Source organism: Ectopseudomonas composti (genome assembly GCF_900115475.1).
Lineage (GTDB): Bacteria > Pseudomonadota > Gammaproteobacteria > Pseudomonadales > Pseudomonadaceae > Aquipseudomonas > Aquipseudomonas composti.
In genome coordinates, this window is the sequence record NZ_FOWP01000007.1 from 96,099 (window position 1) to 118,319 (window position 22,221).

At 62.0% G+C, this 22,221-nt stretch carries 22 protein-coding genes and 2 tRNA genes; 21 read left to right on the forward strand and 3 right to left on the reverse strand.

Annotated features, from left to right (window positions below):
- Nucleotides 1-59: 59 nt before the first annotated feature.
- The 17 genes from BM059_RS14530 (at nucleotide 60) to BM059_RS14610 (ending at nucleotide 16,304) form a co-directional block, all read left to right on the forward strand.
- Nucleotides 60-135 (forward strand) — tRNA-Phe (locus tag BM059_RS14530).
- A 418-nt stretch (nucleotides 136-553) separates the two neighbouring features.
- Entirely contained in the window at nucleotides 554-1,327 is a 774-nt protein-coding gene (locus tag BM059_RS14535) for an ABC transporter ATP-binding protein (RefSeq protein WP_037002255.1), read from the forward strand.
- Nucleotides 1,328-1,342: 15 nt separating this feature from the next.
- On the forward strand, nucleotides 1,343-2,095 hold the full coding sequence (locus BM059_RS14540) for an ABC transporter substrate-binding protein (protein WP_037002252.1): 753 nt from the start codon (nucleotides 1,343-1,345) through the stop codon (nucleotides 2,093-2,095).
- A 54-nt stretch (nucleotides 2,096-2,149) separates the two neighbouring features.
- The gene (locus BM059_RS14545) at nucleotides 2,150-2,845 is read left to right on the forward strand and encodes an ABC transporter permease (RefSeq protein WP_037002251.1); all 696 of its coding nucleotides are present in this window, start codon (nucleotides 2,150-2,152) and stop codon (nucleotides 2,843-2,845) included.
- 77 nt (nucleotides 2,846-2,922) lie between these two features.
- Entirely contained in the window at nucleotides 2,923-3,612 is a 690-nt protein-coding gene (locus BM059_RS14550) for an ABC transporter permease (RefSeq protein WP_037002289.1), read from the forward strand.
- A 52-nt stretch (nucleotides 3,613-3,664) separates the two neighbouring features.
- Nucleotides 3,665-4,879: a methyltransferase gene (locus BM059_RS14555; RefSeq protein WP_074939502.1), complete on the forward strand. Its 1,215-nt coding sequence runs from the start codon at nucleotides 3,665-3,667 to the stop codon at nucleotides 4,877-4,879.
- 293 nt (nucleotides 4,880-5,172) lie between these two features.
- Nucleotides 5,173-5,248, forward strand: a tRNA-Thr gene (locus tag BM059_RS14560).
- Nucleotides 5,249-5,381: 133 nt separating this feature from the next.
- A complete protein-coding gene (gene rfbB / locus BM059_RS14565) occupies nucleotides 5,382-6,443 on the forward strand; it encodes a dTDP-glucose 4,6-dehydratase (RefSeq protein WP_074939503.1) in 1,062 nt (353 codons plus the stop codon).
- 87 nt (nucleotides 6,444-6,530) lie between these two features.
- Nucleotides 6,531-7,403, forward strand: coding sequence for a glucose-1-phosphate thymidylyltransferase RfbA (rfbA, locus tag BM059_RS14570; RefSeq protein WP_074939505.1), 873 nt, complete (start codon nucleotides 6,531-6,533; stop codon nucleotides 7,401-7,403).
- Nucleotides 7,400-7,948 (forward strand): dTDP-4-dehydrorhamnose 3,5-epimerase, encoded by a 549-nt coding sequence (gene rfbC, locus BM059_RS14575; protein WP_074939507.1) that lies wholly within the window; start codon nucleotides 7,400-7,402, stop codon nucleotides 7,946-7,948. The genes rfbA and rfbC overlap by 4 nt, the downstream gene beginning before the upstream one ends.
- Complete coding sequence (gene rfbD / locus BM059_RS14580; protein WP_074939508.1) at nucleotides 7,945-8,808, forward strand: dTDP-4-dehydrorhamnose reductase; 864 nt, start codon at nucleotides 7,945-7,947, stop codon at nucleotides 8,806-8,808. The genes rfbC and rfbD overlap by 4 nt, the downstream gene beginning before the upstream one ends.
- Nucleotides 8,809-8,898: 90 nt before the next feature.
- Nucleotides 8,899-10,713 (forward strand): sensor histidine kinase, encoded by a 1,815-nt coding sequence (locus tag BM059_RS14585; protein ID WP_074939510.1) that lies wholly within the window; start codon nucleotides 8,899-8,901, stop codon nucleotides 10,711-10,713.
- Nucleotides 10,710-12,095, forward strand: a complete 1,386-nt coding sequence (locus tag BM059_RS14590) for a sigma-54-dependent transcriptional regulator (protein ID WP_037000088.1) — start codon at nucleotides 10,710-10,712, stop codon at nucleotides 12,093-12,095. Before BM059_RS14585 ends, BM059_RS14590 begins: the two co-directional genes overlap by 4 nt.
- A gap of 306 nt (nucleotides 12,096-12,401) precedes the next feature.
- Entirely contained in the window at nucleotides 12,402-13,391 is a 990-nt protein-coding gene (gene dctP / locus BM059_RS14595; protein WP_074939511.1) for a C4-dicarboxylate TRAP substrate-binding protein DctP, read from the forward strand.
- A gap of 140 nt (nucleotides 13,392-13,531) precedes the next feature.
- The gene (locus BM059_RS14600) at nucleotides 13,532-14,161 is read left to right on the forward strand and encodes a TRAP transporter small permease (RefSeq protein WP_074939513.1); all 630 of its coding nucleotides are present in this window, start codon (nucleotides 13,532-13,534) and stop codon (nucleotides 14,159-14,161) included.
- Nucleotides 14,158-15,438: a C4-dicarboxylate TRAP transporter large permease protein DctM gene (gene dctM / locus BM059_RS14605; RefSeq protein ID WP_074939516.1), complete on the forward strand. Its 1,281-nt coding sequence runs from the start codon at nucleotides 14,158-14,160 to the stop codon at nucleotides 15,436-15,438. Before BM059_RS14600 ends, dctM begins: the two co-directional genes overlap by 4 nt.
- 194 nt (nucleotides 15,439-15,632) lie before the next feature.
- A complete protein-coding gene (locus BM059_RS14610) occupies nucleotides 15,633-16,304 on the forward strand; it encodes a DUF502 domain-containing protein (RefSeq protein WP_074939517.1) in 672 nt (223 codons plus the stop codon).
- Here the strand turns inward: BM059_RS14610 and BM059_RS14615 are convergent.
- Nucleotides 16,301-16,768: an Lrp/AsnC family transcriptional regulator gene (locus BM059_RS14615; protein ID WP_017363889.1), complete on the reverse strand. Its 468-nt coding sequence runs from the start codon at nucleotides 16,766-16,768 to the stop codon at nucleotides 16,301-16,303. The two genes, BM059_RS14610 and BM059_RS14615, sit on opposite strands and share 4 nt — an antisense overlap.
- Nucleotides 16,769-16,895: 127 nt before the next feature.
- Here BM059_RS14615 and BM059_RS14620 point away from each other — a divergent pair, with 127 nt between their 5' ends.
- Together BM059_RS14620 and BM059_RS14625 are read left to right on the forward strand one after the other, a co-directional pair.
- Nucleotides 16,896-17,222 carry a hypothetical protein gene (locus BM059_RS14620; protein ID WP_074939519.1) on the forward strand — a complete coding sequence of 109 codons (327 nt, stop codon included), beginning with the start codon at nucleotides 16,896-16,898 and terminating at the stop codon, nucleotides 17,220-17,222.
- Nucleotides 17,223-17,345: 123 nt separating this feature from the next.
- The gene (locus tag BM059_RS14625; RefSeq protein ID WP_074939520.1) at nucleotides 17,346-19,130 is read left to right on the forward strand and encodes a type IV pilus assembly ATPase TfpB; all 1,785 of its coding nucleotides are present in this window, start codon (nucleotides 17,346-17,348) and stop codon (nucleotides 19,128-19,130) included.
- Here BM059_RS14625 and BM059_RS14630 read toward each other — a convergent pair.
- Nucleotides 19,105-19,779 carry a murein L,D-transpeptidase catalytic domain family protein gene (locus BM059_RS14630; protein WP_074939521.1) on the reverse strand — a complete coding sequence of 225 codons (675 nt, stop codon included), beginning with the start codon at nucleotides 19,777-19,779 and terminating at the stop codon, nucleotides 19,105-19,107. The genes BM059_RS14625 and BM059_RS14630 overlap by 26 nt on opposite strands.
- 165 nt (nucleotides 19,780-19,944) lie before the next feature.
- Here BM059_RS14630 and BM059_RS14635 point away from each other — a divergent pair, with 165 nt between their 5' ends.
- Both BM059_RS14635 and BM059_RS14640 read left to right on the forward strand, forming a co-directional pair.
- Nucleotides 19,945-20,199: an NfeD family protein gene (locus BM059_RS14635; protein WP_074939523.1), complete on the forward strand. Its 255-nt coding sequence runs from the start codon at nucleotides 19,945-19,947 to the stop codon at nucleotides 20,197-20,199.
- An 88-nt stretch (nucleotides 20,200-20,287) separates the two neighbouring features.
- Nucleotides 20,288-20,617 carry a DUF2388 domain-containing protein gene (locus BM059_RS14640; RefSeq protein ID WP_074939524.1) on the forward strand — a complete coding sequence of 110 codons (330 nt, stop codon included), beginning with the start codon at nucleotides 20,288-20,290 and terminating at the stop codon, nucleotides 20,615-20,617.
- A gap of 105 nt (nucleotides 20,618-20,722) precedes the next feature.
- On the opposite strand, the gene BM059_RS14645 is transcribed toward BM059_RS14640, so the two are convergent.
- Complete coding sequence (locus tag BM059_RS14645; RefSeq protein WP_074939526.1) at nucleotides 20,723-22,036, reverse strand: OprD family porin; 1,314 nt, start codon at nucleotides 22,034-22,036, stop codon at nucleotides 20,723-20,725.
- Between the last annotated feature and the right edge of the window lie 185 nt (nucleotides 22,037-22,221).

Genomic DNA, 22,221 nt, shown 5'->3' on the forward strand with positions numbered 1-22,221 from the left:
TATTTTTCAAACCCACGCTTGACACTGATCCTTCAAATCCGTCTAATAGCGCCCCGTTGGCCCAGGTAGCTCAGTTGGTAGAGCAGGGGATTGAAAATCCCCGTGTCGGCGGTTCGATTCCGTCCCTGGGCACCATGAATACCGAAACCCTCGACACCACTGGTGCCGGGGGTTTTCTTTTTCTGCCCCTCCAACTGTCCTCTTAGGGTCGGCACCGACTCAAATACAAGTGACCTACCCTGCAAATACGAGTGACCTCTGAGCAAATGCAGGTGACCTCGGCGTAAATACGAGCGACCTCTCCAACGCATTGCTCAAAACATGAGCAGCACCTCGAGGATATGGTCGAGCCGTACTTGAACGACGTACGTTGATTGGCTCGTTTTGCATCTGCGCGACAACCTGCTGTAACCAGGCGACACCCTGACCGTAGAGCAAGCCATAGGCCAGCAAACGGCTTGGCGGTCACGGAAACGCTATGCTAGCTTGGCCGCCAGCCAGGATGGCCCGCCGTACGCCGGAGCGCATTCGAAGAAGAAGAGGACACCACCCCATGGCCGAGGCGACGCCCGCGCTGGAAATCCGCAACCTGCACAAACGCTACGGCGATCTCGAAGTGCTCAAGGGTATTTCCCTGACGGCCAAAGACGGCGACGTCATCTCGATTCTCGGCTCCTCCGGCTCCGGTAAGTCCACCTTCCTGCGTTGCATCAATCTGCTGGAAAACCCACACAAGGGTCAGATTTTCGTCGCTGGCGAGGAGCTCAAGCTCAAGGCCGCGAAGAACGGCGAACTGATTGCCGCCGACAACAGGCAGATCAACCGCCTGCGCAGCGAGATCGGTTTCGTCTTCCAGAATTTCAATCTGTGGCCGCACATGAGCGTGCTCGACAACATCATCGAGGCGCCGCGTCGCGTGCTCGGCCAGAGCAAGGCCGAAGCCATCGAGGTGGCCGAAGCGCTACTGGCCAAGGTCGGCATCGCCGACAAACGCCATGTCTATCCCAACCAGCTTTCCGGCGGCCAGCAGCAACGCGCGGCCATCGCCCGCACCCTGGCCATGCAGCCGAAGGTGATCCTGTTCGATGAGCCAACTTCGGCCCTCGACCCGGAAATGGTACAAGAAGTGCTTAATGTGATTCGCGCGCTTGCCGATGAGGGTCGCACCATGCTGCTGGTTACCCATGAAATGAGTTTCGCTCGCCAGGTTTCCAGCGAGGTGGTGTTCCTCCATCAGGGCCTGGTCGAGGAACAGGGGCCACCCGCTCAGGTGTTCGACAACCCGAATTCGGCACGCTGTAAACAATTCATGTCCAGCAATCGCTAACACGGAGCAACATGCATGCAGAACTATAAGAAGATCCTGCTGGCCGCAGCCGCCACCCTGGCTTTCGGCACCAGCGCTGTCGCAGCTGACAAACTGAAACTCGGCACCGAAGGTGCCTACCCTCCCTTCAACCTGATCGACGCCAGCGGCAAGGTCACCGGCTTCGACGTGGAAATCGGCCAGGCGCTGTGCGCCAAGATGAAAGCCGAGTGCGAAGTGGTCACTTCCGACTGGGATGGCATCATCCCGGCCCTGAACGCCAAGAAGTTCGACTTCCTGATCGCCTCCATGTCAATCACCGAAGAGCGTCAGGCAGCGGTCGATTTCACCGAGCCGTACTACACCAACAAGCTGCAGTTCATCGCACCGAAGTCGGCCGACTTCAAGACCGATGCCGGCAGTCTCAAAGGCAAGGTGATCGGTGCTCAGCGCGCCACCATCGCCGGCACCTGGCTGGAAGACAACCTGGGCAAAGTGGTCGACATCAAGCTGTATGACACCCAGGAAAACGCCTACCTCGATCTGTCCTCGGGCCGCCTCGATGGCGTACTGGCCGACACCTTCGTCAACTGGGAGTGGCTCAAGAGCGATGCCGGCAAAGAGTTCGAATTCAAGGGCGACCCGGTATTCGACAACGACAAGATCGGCATCGCCGTGCGCAAGGGTGACCCGCTGCGCGAGAAGCTGAACACCGCTCTGCAAGCCATCATCGAAGACGGCACCTACAAGCAGATCAACGACAAGTACTTCCCGTTCAGCATCTACTGATGACCTGAAGGCACCGCGCCGCCCATTGGGCGGCGCAGTTGCCCGAGCCCTCCGATGATTTTCGAACTCCACGGATTCGGCCCCGCCCTGGCCGCCGGCACCCTGATGACCATCAAGCTAGCGCTTTGTGCGCTGTCTGTGGGTCTGGTGCTCGGCCTGCTCGGCGCGCTGGCCAAGACTTCGCCGTACAAGCCGCTGCAGTGGCTCGGCGGCAGCTATTCCACCTTAGTACGCGGCGTGCCCGAACTGCTCTGGGTACTGCTGATCTACTTCGGTACGGTTGGCTTGATGCGCAGCCTGGCCGACTTGCTTGGCGTCGAGAGCCTCGAACTCTCCGCCTTCGCCGCGGGCACCATCGCCCTCGGCCTGTGTTTCGGCGCCTATGCCACCGAAGTGTTTCGTGGCGCCATCCTGGCGATCCCCAAAGGCCATCGCGAAGCCGGTCAGGCGCTCGGCATGTCCAAGGGGCGCATTCTCTGGAAGCTGATCCTGCCGCAGATGTGGCGCATCGCCCTGCCCGGTCTGGGCAACCTGTTCATGATTCTGATGAAGGACACCGCGCTGGTGTCGGTGATCGGCCTGGAAGAGATCATGCGCCGCTCGCAGATCGCGGTGACCGCCAGCAAGGAGCCTTTCACCTTCTATATGGTTGCGGCCTTCATCTACCTGGGCCTGACCGTTCTCGCCATGATCGGCCTGCATTTCCTCGAGAAGCGCGCCAGCCGCGGCTTCGTCCGGAGCGCCTCATGAGAAAGAACGCCGCTATCGTCGCCTGGCTCGCCGCCGGCCTTCTCGTTGCTTACGGGCTTTGGTCGAGCCTTTCCAGCCTGAACTGGACAGTTATCATCAAGTGGCTGCCACGCCTGTCCGAAGGCGCGCTGCTGACCCTGGAGCTGGTGGCCATCGCCGTCGTCGCCGGCCTGATCCTCGCCCTGCCAATGGGTATCGCCCGCGCCTCCAAGCACTGGTACGTACGCGCCGTTCCTTATGGCTACATCTTCTTCTTCCGCGGCACACCACTGCTGGTGCAACTGTTCCTGGTCTACTACGGCCTGGCGCAGTTCGATGCGGTGCGCCAGGGGCCGCTGTGGCCCTATCTGCGCGATCCGTACTGGTGCGCGATCCTCACCATGACCCTGCACACCGCCGCCTATATCGCAGAGATCCTGCGCGGCGCCATCCAGGCAGTACCACCGGGTGAAGTGGAGGCAGCGCGTGCGCTGGGCATGTCGCGCGCACAGGCGATGCTCTATATCATCCTGCCGCGTGCCGCGCGCATCGGCCTGCCGGCCTACAGCAACGAAGTGATCCTGATGCTCAAGGCCAGCGCCCTGGCCAGCACCGTGACGCTGCTCGAGCTGACCGGTATGGCGCGCACCATCATCGCGCGCACCTACCTGCCGGTGGAGATCTTCTTCGCCGCAGGGTTGTTCTATCTGGTCATCGCCTTCGTACTGGTGCGCGCCTTCCGCCTGCTCGAACGCTGGCTACGCGTCGACGCCTGCCAGGGTCGTTAAGCCATCCGGGCCGTCTATAGTGACGGCCCGCTCTGATCAGCTACGTAAACCCATGCCCGAGCCCATCCTCACCCCAGGCGACCTGCTCGCTCGCTTCCAGGCACTGGATGGCTTTCTTCTGCAGCATCAGGCGCTCTGGCGCCCACGGCCGTTTCATCACCTGCAATTACCCTGGGAAGTGGAACTACCAGAGCTTGCTAGCTGGCTGCGCAGCCGCTCTCTGGAACAAGCAGAGGCCAGCGACAACAACCCCTTTGCCCTCGCCGCGCCATCCCCCTTTCCCGACCTAGCCCACCAGGCGCAGACACTCAGCCTGCTGGGCGAGATGCCGGGCATGCACAGCCCGCCGCGCACGCATGCCCTAAGCGTCGACGTTCCCGGAAGAAAATTGGCGCAGATCCAGGCCTTTGCCAATCACCTGCAGTTTCGCAAGCGCCCCCAGCACTGGCTCGACTGGTGCTCCGGCAAGGGCCACCTCGGCCGCTGGCTGACCAAAGCTGATCAGCGCCTGACGTGCCTGGAGCACGACCCGGCGCTGATCGAGTCAGGTAGCGCAATGAGCAAACGCCTGGGGCTGGACGCTACGCATGTACAGCAGGACGTACTTGCCGATGACTGCAACGCACGCCTGCAGAAAGAGCACACCCCGGTTGCATTGCACGCTTGCGGCGACCTGCATGTACGCCTGCTGCAACTGGCCAGTCGCAACGGCTGCACTCAACTGGCGGTGGCGCCCTGCTGTTACAACCGCATCGCCACCCTGCGATACCAACCACTCTCGGCCGCAGCGCAGGCTTCAGCCCTGCAGCTTTCACCCGACGATCTGGGTTTACCGTTGAGCGAAACCGTCACGGCCGGCGCGCGCGTGCGCAGACAGCGCAACCAGTCGATGGCCTGGCGCCTGGCCTTCGACCTGCTGCAACGCCAACTACGTGGCATCGATGAATACCTGCCGACACCGTCGCTGCCCAGCGACTGGTTCAGCAAACCTTTCGCCAGCTTCTGCCATGACCTCGCCGAGCTACGTGATGTGCCAACGCCTGGCGAGCAAGACTGGCCAGCACTGGAAGCTCAGGGCTGGCAACGCCTGGCCGATGTGCGCAATCTGGAACTGCTGCGCAACCTGTTCCGCCGGCCGCTGGAACTCTGGCTACTGCTCGACCGCGCCCTGTACCTGCAAGAACAAGGCTACAACGTGAAACTGGGTACATTCTGTGATTACCAACTGAGCCCGCGCAACCTGCTGCTGCTGGCCGAGCGCGCCTGAGTTGCACACAGAAGCTGTGGATAACTCTGTTGATCCTTTCTGGGCAAATGCGGCAAAGCCAGCCGGGAATTGCCCCGCAGACATCTGATCATTTTTCGAGCATCCAGATAAACTACGTGAAAACAAAGAGTTGCGAAAAAGCGTGATCAAGTGCACGGCGCCGGTGCGCGACTATCGCAAACGCCTTCTCTTTGTGCATAAGCAATAAGCTACTGATAGCCGAGCCCGTAAAAACCTGGCGCGAAGGTGGCTTTACTCAGGCCGACGAATGGATATAATGGCGGCCCTTCAGTGCCGGTATAGCTCAGCTGGTAGAGCAACTGACTTGTAATCAGTAGGTCCCGGGTTCGACTCCTGGTGCCGGCACCATCTAATATCCAAGGCCTGCTTTCACGCAGGCCTTTTTTGTTTTTGCACTGCCCATATCCGCCGCTTGTTCATTGCACTTACCGCACTCGGATCGTGGGTATGGCGAAAGGTTACATTGCGAGGTTATGAGCAGATGCGCATCCTTATCACCGGCGGCGCCGGCTTCATCGGTTCGGCTCTGATTCGTCATCTGATTCAGGACACCGAACACGAGGTACTCAACCTCGACAAACTTACCTATGCAGGCAATCTGGAGTCCCTCACACCAGTCGCTTACAACCCGCGCTACCGTTTCGTCCAAGCCGACATCGCCGATAGCGAGCGCGTCGCCGCGACGCTGGCCGAATTCCAGCCCGAGGCCATCATGCACCTGGCCGCCGAGTCCCATGTCGACCGCTCCATTGATGGCCCAGCTGCGTTCATCCAGACCAATATCGTCGGTACTTACAGCCTGCTGGAAAGCACCCGCGCCTATTGGCTGGGTCTGGATGCAGAACGCAAGGCAGCCTTTCGCTTCCACCACATTTCCACCGATGAGGTGTATGGCGACCTGCACGGTGTCGATGACCTCTTCACCGAAACCACATCCTATGCGCCCAGCTCACCTTATTCGGCGAGCAAGGCGGCGTCCGACCACCTGGTGCGCGCCTGGCAGCGCACCTACGGTCTACCGGTGCTGATCACCAACTGTTCGAACAACTACGGCCCCTACCACTTCCCCGAGAAGCTGATCCCGCTAATGATCCTCAATGCCCTGGCAGGCAAGCCGCTGCCGGTGTACGGCAACGGCCAGCAGGTACGCGATTGGCTGTACGTGGAAGATCACGCACGTGCACTGCTCAAGGTGGTCAGCGAAGGCGAGGTCGGTGAGACCTACAACATTGGTGGACATAACGAGCAGAAGAACCTCGATGTGGTGACAGCCATCTGCGCCCTGCTGGAGGAACTGGCACCGCAGAAGCCTGTAGGCATCTCGCGCTATGAAGAACTGATCACTTATGTACAGGATCGCCCTGGTCACGACCTGCGCTACGCCATCGACGCCAGCAAGATCGAGCGCGAGCTGGGCTGGGTGCCAGAGGAAACCTTCGAAAGCGGTTTGCGCAAGACGGTGCAGTGGTACCTGGACAACCTTGACTGGTGCCGCCGCGTGCAAGATGGCAGCTATCAGGGCCAGCGGCTCGGCGCCCTCTAGAGTTCAAGACGTAGGGCGGGCACAACCCGCCAGCCAGGCAGCGGCGGGTTGTACCCGCCCTACGCATCGACAAGGAACACAGAACACATGAAAGGCATCATCCTCGCCGGCGGCTCCGGCACTCGCCTGCACCCCATTACCCTCGGTGTATCCAAGCAACTGCTGCCGATCTATGACAAGCCGATGATCTACTATCCGCTGTCGGTGCTGATGCTGGCCGGCATTCGCGAGATTCTGATCATTTCCACCCCCGAAGACCTGCCCAACTTTCGCAAGATGCTAGGCGACGGCAGCCAGTTCGGCATCGAACTGCAGTATGCCGAGCAACCGTCTCCAGACGGCCTGGCGCAAGCCTTCCTGATCGGCGAGTCGTTCATCGGCAATGACTCGGTGTGCCTGATCCTCGGGGACAACATCTTCCATGGTCAGCACTTCACAGAGAAACTACAGCGCGCAGCCAGTCATGGCAGCGGCGCCACGGTCTTCGGCTACTGGGTCAGCGACCCGGAGCGCTTTGGCGTGGTGGAGTTCGATGCCGCCGGCAATGCACTGTCGATCGAGGAGAAGCCGGCCAAACCCAAGTCCAGCTTTGCCGTGACCGGCCTGTATTTCTACGACAACGATGTGGTGCAGATCGCCAAGGCGGTGAAACCATCGCCACGCGGCGAGCTGGAAATCACCGATGTGAACAATGCTTACCTGGCCCGTGGCGACCTGCGCGTGGAGCGTTTCGGCCGCGGCTTCGCCTGGCTCGACACCGGTACCCATGACAGCCTGCTCGATGCTTCGCACTACGTGCAGACAGTGGAAAAACGCCAGGGTCTGAAGGTAGCCTGCCTCGAAGAGATCGCCTACCAGCAAGGCTGGATCGACCGCGAGAAGCTACTCGTATGCGCCAAGGCGCTGGGCAAGACCGGCTACGGTCAGTACCTGTACAAACTGGCGGAGGAGTCGCAGTGAAAGTCATCGCAACCGCACTGCCAGAAGTGCTGATACTCGAACCTCAGGTATTCGGTGACGAGCGCGGCTTCTTCTACGAAAGCTTCAATGCGCGCCGTTTTGCCGATGCTACCGGCGTATCCCGTGAATTCGTTCAGGACAACCATTCGCGCTCCGCTCGCGGCGTCCTGCGCGGCCTGCATTACCAGCTGCAGCAGGCCCAGGGCAAGCTGGTGCGCGTCAGTGCCGGCGAGGTCTACGATGTCGCGGTCGATGTACGCCGCAATTCGCCGAACTTCGGCAAATGGGTCGGCGTGCACCTGTCTGCCGAGAACAAGCGCCAGCTGTGGGTGCCGGAAGGTTTCGCCCATGGTTTCCTGGTACTCAGCGAATATGCCGAGTTTCTCTACAAGACCACCGACTACTACGCCCCAGCACATGAGCGCTGCATCCGCTGGGACGATGCGCAACTGGCCATCGACTGGCCACTCGATGGGCTTACGCCACAACTCTCGGCCAAGGACCAGCAGGGTCTGAGCCTGGCTGGGGCTGAGACCTTCGCATGAAGATTCTGATCAGCGGCCACACCGGCCAGGTCGCTCGTGAACTGCAGTTGGCCCTGCGCAAGCATGAACTGGTTAGCCTCGGCCGCCAGGCATTCGATCTGTCGCGTCCGGACAGCCTGCGCGAAACCATCCTGCGCGAACGCCCTACCCTGGTGATCAATGCCGCCGCCTACACCGCCGTCGACCAGGCTGAACAGGAGCGCGAGCTGGCCTTTGCCGTCAATGCCGAAGCGCCTGGCGTCATGGCCGATGCCTGCTTCGAGCTGGACATCCCGCTGATCCACTACTCCACCGACTATGTCTTCGACGGCAGAAAGGCCACGCCTTACCGCGAAGCAGATACGCCACACCCGCTGGGCGTCTATGGCGCCAGCAAGGCGGCCGGCGAGCAGGCGCTGCGCATCAGCGGCTGCGACCACCTGATCCTGCGCACCAGCTGGGTCTACTCGCAGCACGGGCGCAACTTCCTACTGACCATGCAGCGCCTGCTGCAGGAGCGCGAGGAGCTCAGTGTGGTCGACGACCAGATCGGCGCACCGACCTGGGCCGGCAGCATCGCCAGCACCACCGCCGAGCTGATCGACAAGTGGCAGCAGGGGCGCCATCACTGGGGCACCTACCACCTGACCTGCCAGGGCGAGACCAGTTGGTTCGGCTTCGCCAGCGCCATCGCCGAACGCTTGCGTGCGGCCGGCAAGCCCTGCGCCAGACTTCGCCCCATCGCCAGCAGCGAGTACCCGACACCGGCGCAACGCCCGCTCAATTCACGCCTGGATGGCGAGCGCCTGGAGCAGGACTGGCAGGTTCGCCTGTCGGACTGGCGCACGGCACTGGACGCCTGCCTGCAGCGCATGAACTGACGCCCTGCGTTTCATCAGTCGCGGCGGGCACACGTCACCGGCCGCGCGCTGAACGTGCATAATGCGCCGATCATTTCTGCACGGTTTGCCATGAGCACGAACACAGCCACTCCCCGACGCCTGCGCTGGCGCAGCCTTGTGCTGCTGGCACTACTGCTTGCGCCACTGCTGTGGCCGGTGCACTTTCTGGCCGAGCGCTATTACCGCGAAGTGCTGATCGAGCAGAACCGGCAGACCCTCGACCTGTACGTGGCCAACCTGCTCGGCACGTTGCGCCGCTACGAGGTTCTGCCGCAGATTCTTGGCGACCTCCCAGGCCTGCGCGCGGCCCTGCATGCACCTGAAGACCCCGCAGCGCTGGACAACGCCAACCGCCTGCTGGCCCGCGTGAAAAGCCAGACCGGCGCTGACGTGATCTACCTGATGAACCCACGCGGCATAACCCTGGCAGCCTCCAACTGGGACAAACCCGACAGCTTCGTCGCCGGCAATTTCGCCTTCCGCCCTTACTTTCGTGAAGCGTTGGCCGGCCGTCTGGGCCGTTTCTTTGGCCTGGGCACGACCTCCGGCAAGCGCGGTTACTACTTCGCCTACCCGGTGCGCGAGGACGAGCACAACATCGGCGCGCTGGTGGTCAAGGTCGACCTCGACCACACGGAAACACTGTGGGGCAACACCCCGGAACAACTGCTGGTTACCGATACCAATGGCGTGGTCATTCTCACCTCGCGTCCCGACTGGCGCTTTCACGCCAGCCGTCCGCTCGATCGCGTCGAGCAATCGGCCATCGCCGCCAACCAGCCCTACCCGACCCAGGCGCCACCGCTGCTGGATATTGACCCCAACGCCTGGCTGACGCAGAGCCGCGCCCTGGAAGAAACCGGCTGGACGGTGAGCATCCTCGCCCCACGCATACTCCTCGACCGCCCAGTACGCAGTGCCGTGGCCGTGGGTGCGGCAGCCCTGCTGGCACTGCTGTTGCTGCTTGGCCTGCTGATACTGCGCCGCCGCCACTACCTCGAACGCATCGCCCTCGATGCTCGCGCCAAGGCCGAACTGGAGCAACGCGTCGCCGAACGCACGCAGGATCTGGAATTGCTCAACAGCCGCCTCAAGCAGGAAGTGCTCGAGCGTGAGCAGGCGCAGCAGGAGCTGGTGCGTGCCCAGGATGAACTGGTCCAGGCCGGCAAGCTGTCGGCGCTCGGCACCATGAGCGCCAGCATCAGCCACGAGCTCAATCAGCCGCTGGGGGCGATCCGCAGCTACGCGGAAAACGCCAGCACCTTGCTCGATCATCAGCGCAGCGACGATGCTCGCGCCAACCTCAAGTTGATCAGCGAACTGACCGAGCGCATGGCCTCGATCATCGCTCACCTGCGCGCCTTCGCTCGCCGCGACCGTCACGCACCCGAGCGGGTCGCCCTGCAGCCGGCACTGGACGATGCCCTGTCGCTGCTGGCCAAACGCCGCCGGGCCATGGATGTGGAGCTGATCCGCGACCTGCCGGACGCCACCCTGTGGGTCCAGGCCGGCGAGACGCGGCTGCGCCAGGTGCTCGGCAATCTGCTCGGCAACGCGCTCGACGCGCTGGTCGACAAGGCACCGCCACGGCGCATCTGGATCAGCGTCGAGCATCAGGCCGATCACCTTGAGTTACTGCTGCGTGACAATGGCCCCGGTTTCTCTGCCGAGTCCCTGGCACGCGCACGCGAACCCTTCTTCACCACCAAGACCAGCGCTCAGGGCCTTGGGCTGGGCCTGGCCATCTGCGACAGCCTGGTACGCGCGCTGGACGGCGAACTGTTACTGGCCAATCATCCGGCCGGCGGCGCGCTGATCACCCTGCGCCTGCGCCTGGCCAGCCCCGGCGTCAACCTGCAACCCTCAGAGGACCCTTCGCCATGACCAGCGACAGCGCCATCGACAGCCGCATTCAGGTACTGCTGATCGACGACGACGCCCATCTGCGCCAGGCGCTCAGCCAGACGCTCGATCTGGCCGGGCTCAAGGTCCTCAGCCTGGGCGATGCGCAGGGCCTGGCCGCGCGCATTCCCGTTGGCTGGCCAGGCGTGGTGGTCAGTGATATCCGCATGCCGGGCATCGACGGCCTGCAACTGCTGCAGCAATTACGTGAGCGCGACGCCGAACTGCCGGTGCTGCTGATCACCGGTCATGGCGACGTGCCGCTGGCCGTGCAAGCGATGCGCGCAGGAGCCTATGACTTCCTGGAAAAGCCCTTCGCCAACGATGACCTGCTCGACAGCGTGCGCCGCGCGCTGGAACTGCGCCGTCTGGTGCTGGACAACCGCAGCCTGCGCATGGCGCTCAATGACCGTCAGCAACTGTCCAGCCGCCTGGTTGGCCAGTCACCTGCCATGCAGCGCCTGCGCGAACAGATCGGCGCACTGGCCGGTATCGCCACCGACGTCCTGATTCTTGGCGAGACCGGCGCCGGTAAAGAAGTGGTCGCACGCGCGCTGCACGACCTTTCCAACCGCCGCGAAGGGCCCTTCGTCGCCATAAACGCCGGCGCACTGGCCGAATCGGTGGTGGAAAGCGAGCTGTTCGGCCACGAGGCCGGCGCCTTTACCGGCGCGCAGAAGCGGCGGATTGGCAAGTTCGAATTCGCCAACGGCGGCACCCTGTTTCTCGACGAGATCGAGAGCATGAGCATGGACGTGCAGGTCAAGCTGCTGCGCCTGCTACAGGAGCGTGTGGTCGAACGACTGGGTGGCAACCAGTTGATCCCGCTGGACATCCGCGTCATCGCCGCGACCAAGGAAGATCTGCGTCAGGCCGCCGATGCCGGCCGTTTCCGCGCTGACCTGTACTACCGCCTCAACGTCGCGCCGCTGTCCATCCCGCCGCTGCGCGAACGCGGCGAGGATGCCCTGCTGCTGTTCCAGCACTTCGCCGATGGGGCGGCTGCCCGCCACGCCCTGGCACCACGCGAACTGCAACCGGGGCAGCGCGCGCTGTTACTGCGTCATCCCTGGCCGGGCAACGTGCGTGAATTGCAGAACGCTGCCGAGCGCTTCGCGCTGGGCCTGGAACTGGCACTCGACAGCAATGCGCCAAACCTGCCACCGGTCAATGGCGGGCTCAGCGAGCAGGTCGAAGCCTTCGAACGCGCACTGATCGCCGCCGAACTGAGCCGCCCGCACGGCTCGCTGCGCAGCTTGGCCGAAGCACTGGGTGTGCCGCGCAAGACCCTGCACGACAAACTGCGCAAACATGGGCTGAATTTCTCCGGCGCTGGCGGAAGCTCGCCAGAGGACTTCGACTGACTGGCGACAAACCGCCAAATCCATCCCTGAAAATCTCCCTGCTGCGGGCTCATACGCCCGCTCGAATTTCGGCAAAAGGCCAGCAAAGCCCACAGCCATGGGCCTTTGCACGGCACGCAAGGTCAGCACAGCGCAGACTGGCACAAGGGTTGCTCTAGGCTAACGTCAAGCGAACCCACAAGTACAAGTCCAGGCGTCGCTAATGCCACCGGCGTTTTTCTCCAAGCCGCCTAGACTTGCTCTTGTCCGTTCGTCAGCAGCGCCCCCGGCGCAAATGCGATAAACACAACAAGAGGAAGCATCCGCATGTTCAAACTGACTGCCAAGGCGCTGGCTTGCGCCCTGTCCCTGTCCATCGCTGGCGTGGTTCACGCTGCCGACCCGATCGTCATCAAGTTCTCCCACGTGGTTGCCGAGCACACCCCGAAAGGTCAGGGTGCCGTTCTGTTCAAGCAACTGGCTGAAGAGCGCCTGGGCGACAAGGTCAAGGTAGAGGTCTATCCGAACTCCTCGCTGTTCGGCGACGGCAAGGAAATGGAAGCGCTGCTGCTCGGCGACGTCCAGATCATCGCCCCGTCCCTGGCCAAGTTCGAGCATTACACCAAGCAGCTGCAGGTATTCGATCTGCCGTTCCTGTTCGATGACATGGCTGCAGTCGATCGCTTCCAGAAAGGTCCGGAAGGCCAGAAACTGCTGACCTCCATGACCGACAAGGGCATCACCGGCCTGGCCTACTGGCACAACGGCCTGAAGCAGCTGTCGGCCAACAAGGCGCTGCTGGAGCCGAAAGACGCCCGTGGTCTGAAATTCCGCGTACAGGCTTCTGCCGTACTGGAAGAGCAGTTCAAGGCCGTGCGTGCCAACCCGCGCAAAATGAGCTTCGCCGAGGTTTACCAAGGCCTGCAGACTGGCGTGGTCAACGGTGCCGAGAACCCGTACTCGAACATCTACAGCCAGAAGATGCACGAAGTGCAGAAGTACATCACCGAGTCCAACCATGGCCTGCTGGACTACATGCTGATCACCAACACCAAGTTCTGGGAAGGTCTGCCGGCTGACGTACGCGACGAGCTGAACAAGATCATCGCCGAGGTCACCGTCGAGGTGAACAAGCAGGCTGACGCCCTCAACGAAGGCGACAAGCAGCGCATCCTCGACGCTGGCACCACCGAGATCCTGACCCTGACTCCTGAGCAGCGCGGCCAATGGCGCGACGCCATGCAGCCGGTGTGGAAGAAGTTCGAAGGTGAGATCGGCGCTGATCTCATCAAGGCCGCGCAAGCTGCCAACCAGTAATAAGGCCGGAGAGCCGTAGGGTGGGCAAAGCGTTGTTGCTCTGACCCACCACGACGCCCGCGATGGGCGTCGATCAATGCAGTAACCGGTGGGCCGGCTACCGTCCCACCCTACGCCCTTTCCATTCGGGAGAACCGACCATGAACGCCTTGCGGCGCGTCTGGGAGCACTTCGAGGAAGGCTTCATCGCTTTCCTCCTGGCGGCCATGACGCTGATCACATTCGTCTACGTGATCCTCAACAACTTCTACACCCTGTTCTATTGGCTGGGTGACACCTTCGGCGGTAACGAGTTTCTGCTCGGCATCGGCGACTCCATTCTCGACATGGCCCAGGCGATGACCTGGAGCAATGCCCTGACCAAGGCCCTGTTCGGCTGGCTGATCTTCTTCGGCCTGGCCTACGGCGTGCGCACCGCCGGCCACATCGGCGTCGACGCCCTGGTCAAACTCGCCCCGCGCGGCGTCCAGCGCGTTATCGGCATCATCGCCTGCTCGGCCTGCCTGGGCTACGCCGGTCTGATCGCTGTCGGCAGCTTCGATTGGGTGCACACCCTGTTCAAGGCCGGCATCGGCGCCGAAGACCTCGGCCACTACGGCGTGCAGCAATGGCACATCGGCATGATCGTGCCGTTCGGTTACGCCATGGTGTTCGTCCGCTTCCTGGAAATCTTCGTCCGTATCCTGCGCAACGAGCAGACCGGTCTCGGCCTGGCTGACGAAGCCGCCGATGCGCTGAAAATCAATGAGCACGAGGAGCCCAAGCAATGACCGTTCTGTTCCTCTTCCTGCTGCTGTTTTTGCTGATGTTCATCGGCGTGCCGATCGCCGCGTCGCTGGGCCTGGCCGGCTCGATCACCATCATGCTGTTTAGCCCGGACTCGGTGCGCTCGCTGGCGATCAAGCTGTTCGAAACCTCCGAGCACTACACCCTGCTAGCGATCCCGTTCTTCCTGCTCTCCGGTGCGTTCATGACCACCGGTGGTGTGGCCAAGCGCCTGATCGACTTCGCCAACGCCTGCGTCGGCCACATCCGTGGCGGCCTGGCCATCGGTGCGGTACTGGCGTGCATGCTGTTCGCTGCGCTGTCCGGTTCGTCGCCGGCTACCGTGGCGGCCGTTGGCTCCATCGCCATCGCCGGTATGGTGCGTTCCGGTTACCCGCAGGCCTTCGGCGCCGGCATCGTCTGTAACGCCGGCACCCTGGGCATCCTGATTCCGCCGTCGATCGTGATGGTGGTGTACGCCGCCGCCACCGAGCAGTCGGTAGGCAAGCTGTTCATGGCTGGCGTGATCCCGGGCGTGATGCTCGGCCTGGTGCTGATGATCGCGATCTACATCGTCGCCCGCATCAAGAAGCTGCCGGCGCTGCCGCGCGCCAGCTTCCGCGAGTGGCTGCGTGCTGCGCGTGAGGCGTTCTGGGGCCTGCTGCTGATGGTGATCATCCTCGGCGGTATCTACACCGGCATGTTCACCCCGACCGAGGCCGCGGCCGTGGCGGCGGTCTACGCCGGCTTCGTCGCCCTGTTCGTGTACAAGGACCTGACCATCCGCGAGTGCCCGAAGGTGCTGCTGGAGTCCGGCAAGCTGACCATCATGCTGATGTTCATCATCGCCAACGCCATGCTCTTCGCGCACGTGCTGACCACCGAGCAGATTCCGCAGCAGATCACCGCCTGGGTGGTGGAGCTGGGCCTGCAGCCGTGGCAGTTCCTGCTGGTGGTGAACATCGTGCTGCTGATCGCCGGTGCCTTCATGGAGCCGTCGGCGATCATCCTGATCCTGGCGCCGATCCTGTTCCCGATCGCCATGCAACTGGGCATCGACCCAATCCACCTGGGCATCATCATGGTGGTGAACATGGAGATCGGCTTGATCACACCACCGGTGGGGCTGAACCTGTTCGTCACCTCGGCGGTGACGGGGATGCCGCTGACGGCGGTGATCCGCGCAGCGATGCCGTGGCTGATGCTGCTACTCAGCTTCCTGATGGTGATCACCTACATCCCAGCCGTGTCCATGGCCCTGCCGAATCTACTCGGCATGTAAGGATTCAAACGAACGCTGCTACTTCGGTACCCTGTGTACCCACTCCGCCCGGCCTTAGTGCCGGGTTTTTTTTGCGCAGCCATCTGACGAAAAGCGCTGTAGCCATTTCTCCTGCCCCGCGCGCAGACATGACTGCCTAGAATTGCCACGTCTGGCGTAAAGTCACCGCCACGATCGTCAAGGAAACTCTCTACATGCTCAGACGCAGCCTGAAATCCATCGTTACCACCTGGCTGACCGGCCTATTGTCCCTGCTCCCTCTGGCGCTCACCCTGGCCCTGCTTGCCTGGATATTCAGCCTGCTCAATCGCCTGGTCGGCCCTTCGACCTTGATCGGCCAACTATTCGCCGCCCTCGGCCAGCCGTTCTCCAGCAACAGCTACCTGGCTTATCTGCTGGGCAGTCTGGTGTTGCTGGCCAGCCTCTACCCACTGGGGCTGGCCGTGCAACTGGGGCTGCGCCGCCCGCTGTCTTGGCTGCTCGACCGCACCCTGCGGCGCACGCCATTGATCGGCAACTTCTACAACCTGGCTGATCGTTTCGTTGGCCTGCTGGACAAGAGTAAGAACCCAGACATCACCACCATGGCACCTGTCTGGTGCTTCTTCGGGGGTGACGGCGCTGCCGTGCTTGCCCTGCGCCCGAGCTCGGAAAGCGTGGAGCTGGAAGGCCGCGCCTACTGCGCCATCCTCATTCCTACCGCACCGATTCCAATCGGTGGCGGCCTGCTCTACGTACCGGAAGAGTGGATACGCCACGCCGACATGGGCGTGGACCAGTTGACCAGCATCTACGTATCCATGGGGCTCACCCCGCCGGGCAAGCGCAACGTCGAGCAATCGCCCCCCGTGGTGATCAGACCTTAGGCGAGCGGCAGGCTGGTGGTGGACTTGATCTCCGACAATGCCACGATGGAGTTCACCTCCTGAATCCCCGGTACCAGTGACAGCTTCTCGAAGAAGAAGCGCTCATAGGCCTCGATATCGCGGGTGACGATACGCAGCATGAAGTCCACTGCGCCCATCAGCACGTGACACTCCAGCACCTCGGGAAACTCGCGCATGGCCTCAGCGAATTCAGTCAGGTTGGAACGGCCATGGGCGTTGAGTTTGACCTGAGCGAACACCTGTGTGTGCAGGCCGATGCGCTTGCGATCGAGCAAGGTCACCTGCTTGCGAATCACCCCCTCCTCCTTGAGGCGCTGGATACGGCGCCAGCAGGGCGACTGCGACAGACCGATACGCTCGGCGATCTCCGCGGTGGAGAGGCCTGCGTCTTCCTGCAGCAGAGCGAGAATGCGCTGATCATAAGCATCCAGCACAACGGACATAAAAATTCCTCACCAGCCTATTATTCAGGCAAGTCTATCCACAGAAACGCCATTAACACAGCAAACCAGGCAGAACTTTTGCCCAAACAAGGCGGAAACTTAGGTAAAACCTGCCTGAGTTGCCGCCATGCCTGATACCACGCCGTTTCCGTCCGCCCATAACCGCCGCGATCCCTGGCAGGATCGCGCCGATGCTTGTGTCGAATACCAACTGCGCACCGACGCCGAGGCCGACGTCATGTGCCGGCTGCTCGGCCTGTTCGCCCAACTGCAGTTGCTCCCCGAAGCGCTGCACATGCAGCGTCTGCAGGATGACCTGCACATCAACCTGCGCCTGCCCGGCATCTCACTGCATCGCGCTGGCGTATTGGCGCAGAAACTACGCGGCCTGGTATGCGTGTGGGAGGTGACCTGGCAGCACCGGGATCACAGCCTGGTGACGGAGGTGGCCTGAATCGGGTACCTGGTCACGTCAGGCCCTTCGCCCTGGCGTGGCTTTTCGGGCATCCTAGTCCGGCTAACAGGCTGCGGGAAAACCACCTGCTACCCTTGTCCAGGCCGACCCCAAGGAGCCCGCATGTCCGCCTTCACTGCCACCGCACCCGACCGTGTACTGGATCTCGGCGACCTGCTGCGCGAGCTGGTGGCTCAGGGCCGGGTCGAACAGGACGTAGCCGAGCAGTGCCTGGCGATTCGCCGCAGCTCACTGAACAACACCCAGCACCCACTGGAATTCCTGGCCGCACAACAGGTCGATGATCTATCGCGCCCCGGCAAAAAGCTCGATCTGGAGACCCTCACGGTCTGGCTGGCCAACTTCGCCGGTCAGCCCTATCTGCGCATCGACCCACTGAAGATCGACGTGCCGGCCATCACCCCGCTGATGTCCTACGCCTTCGCCCAACGCCACAAGATCCTCGCCGTGGCAGTGGATAGCGAAAGCGTCACCATCGCCAGCGGTCAGCCGTTGGTGCACAGCTGGGAAGCCAATCTGGTACACGTGCTCAAGCGCCCGATCAAACGCGTGGTGGCCAACCCCAGCGATATTCAGCGTTTCACCACCGAGTTCTACCGCCTGGCCCGCTCGGTCAGCGGCGCCAATGCAACGGATCAGAAGATCAGCGGCGTCGGCAACTTCGAACAACTGCTCAGCCTCGGCGCTCAGGACCAGGAACCGGACGCCAACGACGCGCACATCGTCAACATCGTCGACTGGCTGTTCCAGTACGCCTTCCAGCAACGCGCCAGCGATATCCATATCGAACCACGCCGCGAGCAGGGCACCGTACGTTTTCGCATCGACGGCGTGCTGCACACCGTCTACCAGTTCCCCGCGCAGGTCACCATGGCGGTGGTCAGCCGCCTGAAGAACCTCGGCCGCATGAACATCGCCGAGAAACGCAAACCGCAGGACGGTCGGGTCAAGACCAAGACCCCGGATGGCAACGAAGTGGAATTGCGTCTTTCCACCCTGCCGACCGCCTTCGGCGAGAAGATGGTGATGCGTATCTTCGACCCGGAAGTGCTGCTGAAAAGCCCGGATCAGCTCGGTTTCTCCCCCGAGGATCTGCGCCGCTGGGCCAGCATGACCAGCCAGCCCAACGGCATCATCCTGGTTACCGGTCCCACCGGTTCGGGCAAGACCACCACGCTCTACACCACCCTCAAGCAACTGGCGACCGAGGAGGTGAACGTCTGCACCATCGAAGACCCCATCGAGATGATCGAAGGCGCCTTCAACCAGATGCAGGTGCAGCACAACATCGACCTGAACTTCGCCAGCGGCGTACGCGCACTGATGCGCCAGGACCCGGACATCATCATGGTCGGCGAAATCCGTGACCTGGAAACCGCGGAAATGGCCATCCAGGCGGCGCTGACCGGTCACCTGGTGCTCTCCACCCTGCACACCAATGATGCCCCCAGCGCCATTACCCGCCTGCTCGAACTGGGTGTGCCGCATTACCTGCTCAAGGCGACCATTCTCGGCGTCATGGCCCAACGTCTGGTGCGCACCCTATGCCCGCACTGCAAGGCGCCGGTACAGCTGGATGAAGACACCTGGAATGGCCTGACCCGCCCCTGGAGCTCACCGCTGCCGACTCAGGCGCACCATGCCGTTGGCTGCCTGGAATGCCGCGAAACCGGCTACCGTGGGCGCGCCGGTGTCTACGAGATCATGCTGATCAACGATGCGATCAAGCCACTGATCAACGCTGACACCGATCTTACCGCCCTGCGCCGCGCTGCCTTCAAGGACGGCATGCGCAGCCTGCGTCTGTCCGGCGCACAAAAGGTCGCGGCCGGGCTGACCACCCTCGAGGAAGTGTTACGCGTCACTCCACAGAGCGAGCAACGCTGACACTCGTGCAGTCGCGATAGCGGTCTGCTTTCATCTGCGGATGCCAGGCGAACAGGTACTGGCCATCCTTGAGCTGATCCACCAGCACACGAATCACCTCCTGCTGCACAGCAGGGCAACCCAGGCTGCGCCCCATCCGACCATACTTTTGCGCCCATGCTGGCGCCACATAGTCGGCACCGTGGATCACCAGTGCGCGCGCCCGTGCCTGGTCATTCAAGCCCGGCTCCAGGCCATCGAGACGCAAGGAATGACCGTGACGGCCGCTGTAACTTTCGGCGCCGCGAAACAGGCCGAGGCTGGACTGATTGCTGCCAGGCAGATTGGAGAAATGCTCGGCGAGCAATTCGCCGGACTGACGGCCATGCGCAACGAACTCACGTTGCAGCAGCTGCCTGTGCGTCAGATCGAACACCCACAAGCGTCGTTCCAGCGACGACTGCGAGTAATCGATAACCGCCAACCGCCGGGCCTTGCTCGCCCCGCCACGCTCGGCGCACTGCAGTGCCTGCAACGCACCTTGTAGAGCCCGAGCCTCCAACTGCGGTGCCGCACGCTGCAGGGCATCCAACATTTCTCCCGCCATCACACGCGACCCCGGTAACAACAGAGCGACGAGCAGCAGCGGTATCAGCAGAGGTTGGAACATGCTCGAGCGCTCATGGATGACTGGACATCTGCCCACCTTGCGAAGGGGTCGGCGGCAGACCGCAGACGGCTGTGCTTAGATTGATTGATCTGGCAATGGAGTCTATGCAATGCACACCAAAGGGCGATCAGCGAACAGTCTGAGTATGGGCAGCCGCGTCCAACCATGATCACCTACCTGCAAAATCTGTCGTTCTGGGACTGGCTGGCCCTGGCCACCCTGCTGCTGATTCTCGAAGTGTTCGGCGCCGGCGGCTATCTGCTGTGGATAGGCCTGATCGCTGTCGGGGTCGGTGCGCTGACCTACTTGGCCCCCGAGCTGCCCTGGGTTTGGCAATTTCTGCTGTTCGCCACACTGGCGCTGCTCTCTGCCCTGCTCTGGTGGCGTCACCAGCATCGCGCACGCAGGTTGAGGAACTGAACGATCTGGCAACCGGCCATCGCCTGCAAGGAACCACCGGTGGCTTGCACGACTCCTAGGATAGGAATGACCCTACAGGAGTTTCATCATGCGTGTAACGAGCCGTGCCGCACTGGCGTTCAGTGCCTGCCTGATCGCCCAGACCGCAGCAGCCGATGGCATGCTGCGCGATATTCTGTCCTCGGGCGCCACTACCGCCTCGACCTATCTGACCTTCAAGGATCGCAAGCTGGTCGCCGCGGCTGAAGAAGATGCCAGCAGCTTCGTCGCCAGCAACGGCGAGATTCGCGGCCCGCATCTGGAAGCCGCGATGCAGCAACTGCGCAGTGCCAACCCGCAGCTGCAGGACGCCAACGATATGGAGCTGGCCAGTGCCATCCTCGCGACGTCAGCAGCACCAGCTGAAAGCGCACACTGAGCCGTCACCAGTCGCGCATAAAAAATGCCCGCGTCCAGTGGATACGGGCATTTTTGTTTAGCCTCGGGACATCAGACCTTACCGGCCTCCCGAAAACCTCTCGTCTTACATCAGCGGCAGGGTGTAGCTGACGATCAGACGGTTCTGGTCAGCGTCGGCGGTGGTGGTGTTACCACGCAGCACGCCATAACGCCAACCCAGGCCGAGCCCCTTGAGAGCGCCATCCTGGAACACATAATCCAGAGCGACATCGCGCTCCCACTCTTTGGCATCGCTACCAGTGGTCTTGATGTTGGTGCCCTTGAGGTAGGCGACAGAAGCCTTCAGGCCCGGAGCACCAATACTGGCGAAGTCATAGCTGTACTGACCAAAGGTCGTACGCTCACCAGCACGGGTGAAGCTGTTCACCAAACGGTCAGTCAGCAGATACACGCTGGCACCACCAGAACCTTCAATGCCACCTTGGTTCAGTTGCACGAAGTTGCTGTCCTCGGAAACACGCTGATGGCCGAGCATAACGGCATGGCTACCCAGGCTGTAGGTGAAGGCAGCACTCCAGGTGTTGTTGTCGATCTTGCCGTCACCATTGCGGGTGTAACCACCTACGGAGTAACCCGCTTCCTTGCCGTTCTTGCCGTCGGAAGAAGTACGGAAGTAACGCAGGTCGGTCTTCAGGCTACCTTCGCCCAGCGCCAGGTTATGACCCAGACCGGCAAAGTGTTGCTTGTAATAGTCTTCCAGATTGGCGTAGTAGTACTGCGCAGTCAGATCGCTGTTGATCTTCCAGTCACCGCCAGCGAAGTAGAACTTGTTGCTAGCCTCGCTGCCGCCAGCGACGGACAAGCCGGTGCTGTTGCTCGACGCACGGCTAACGGCGTGCTCAATCTGGCCAGCGGTCAGCGTCAGGTTGTCGATCTCGTTGGAGGTGATCATGCCCCCTTCGAACATCTGCGGCAGCAAACGACCGTCGTTGGATACCAGGATCGGCAGTTTCGGCATCAGGGTACCGATGCGACCCTCGGTCTTGGAGATGCGAACCTTGGCGGTCGCGCCAGCCTTGCTGAAGTCATCAACGGCGCTACCATCGGTTTCCAGCGGGAACAGCTGGCCCGGAGTACGGTCACGGCCGGTCTTGGTTGCACGACCACCACCGTCCAGACGCACACCCAGCATGCCAACGGCATCAACGCCGAAGCCCACGGTACCCTCGGTAAAGCCAGAGGTGTAGTTGAGAATGAAGCCCTGGCCCCACTCGCTGGCCTCACCATTATTGTTGGCGGTGTTCTTGGTGTTCTGGTCGAAGTAGAAATTGCGCATGGTCAAGCTGGCTTTGCTGTCACCGATGAAATCGGCGAAGGCAACTTGGCTCAGGCCCAGGGTGCTGGCGGCTACGGCCAGTGCCAGGGAGGTCTTTCTCATTATGTTTCTCTCCAGTGTGTTTAAGGTGACGCATCGTCCGGCGCAGACTTCGGCACGAAGAGGCAGGCCGGAACGAATAGGGCATACGCACCCGCGAGCCAGGACACGGCAGAAGCCGGGCTCGAATGGGTGCGTAAAAAACTCAGGAAGAACAGAACAACGGCGAACGCAATGGCGCGACCGAA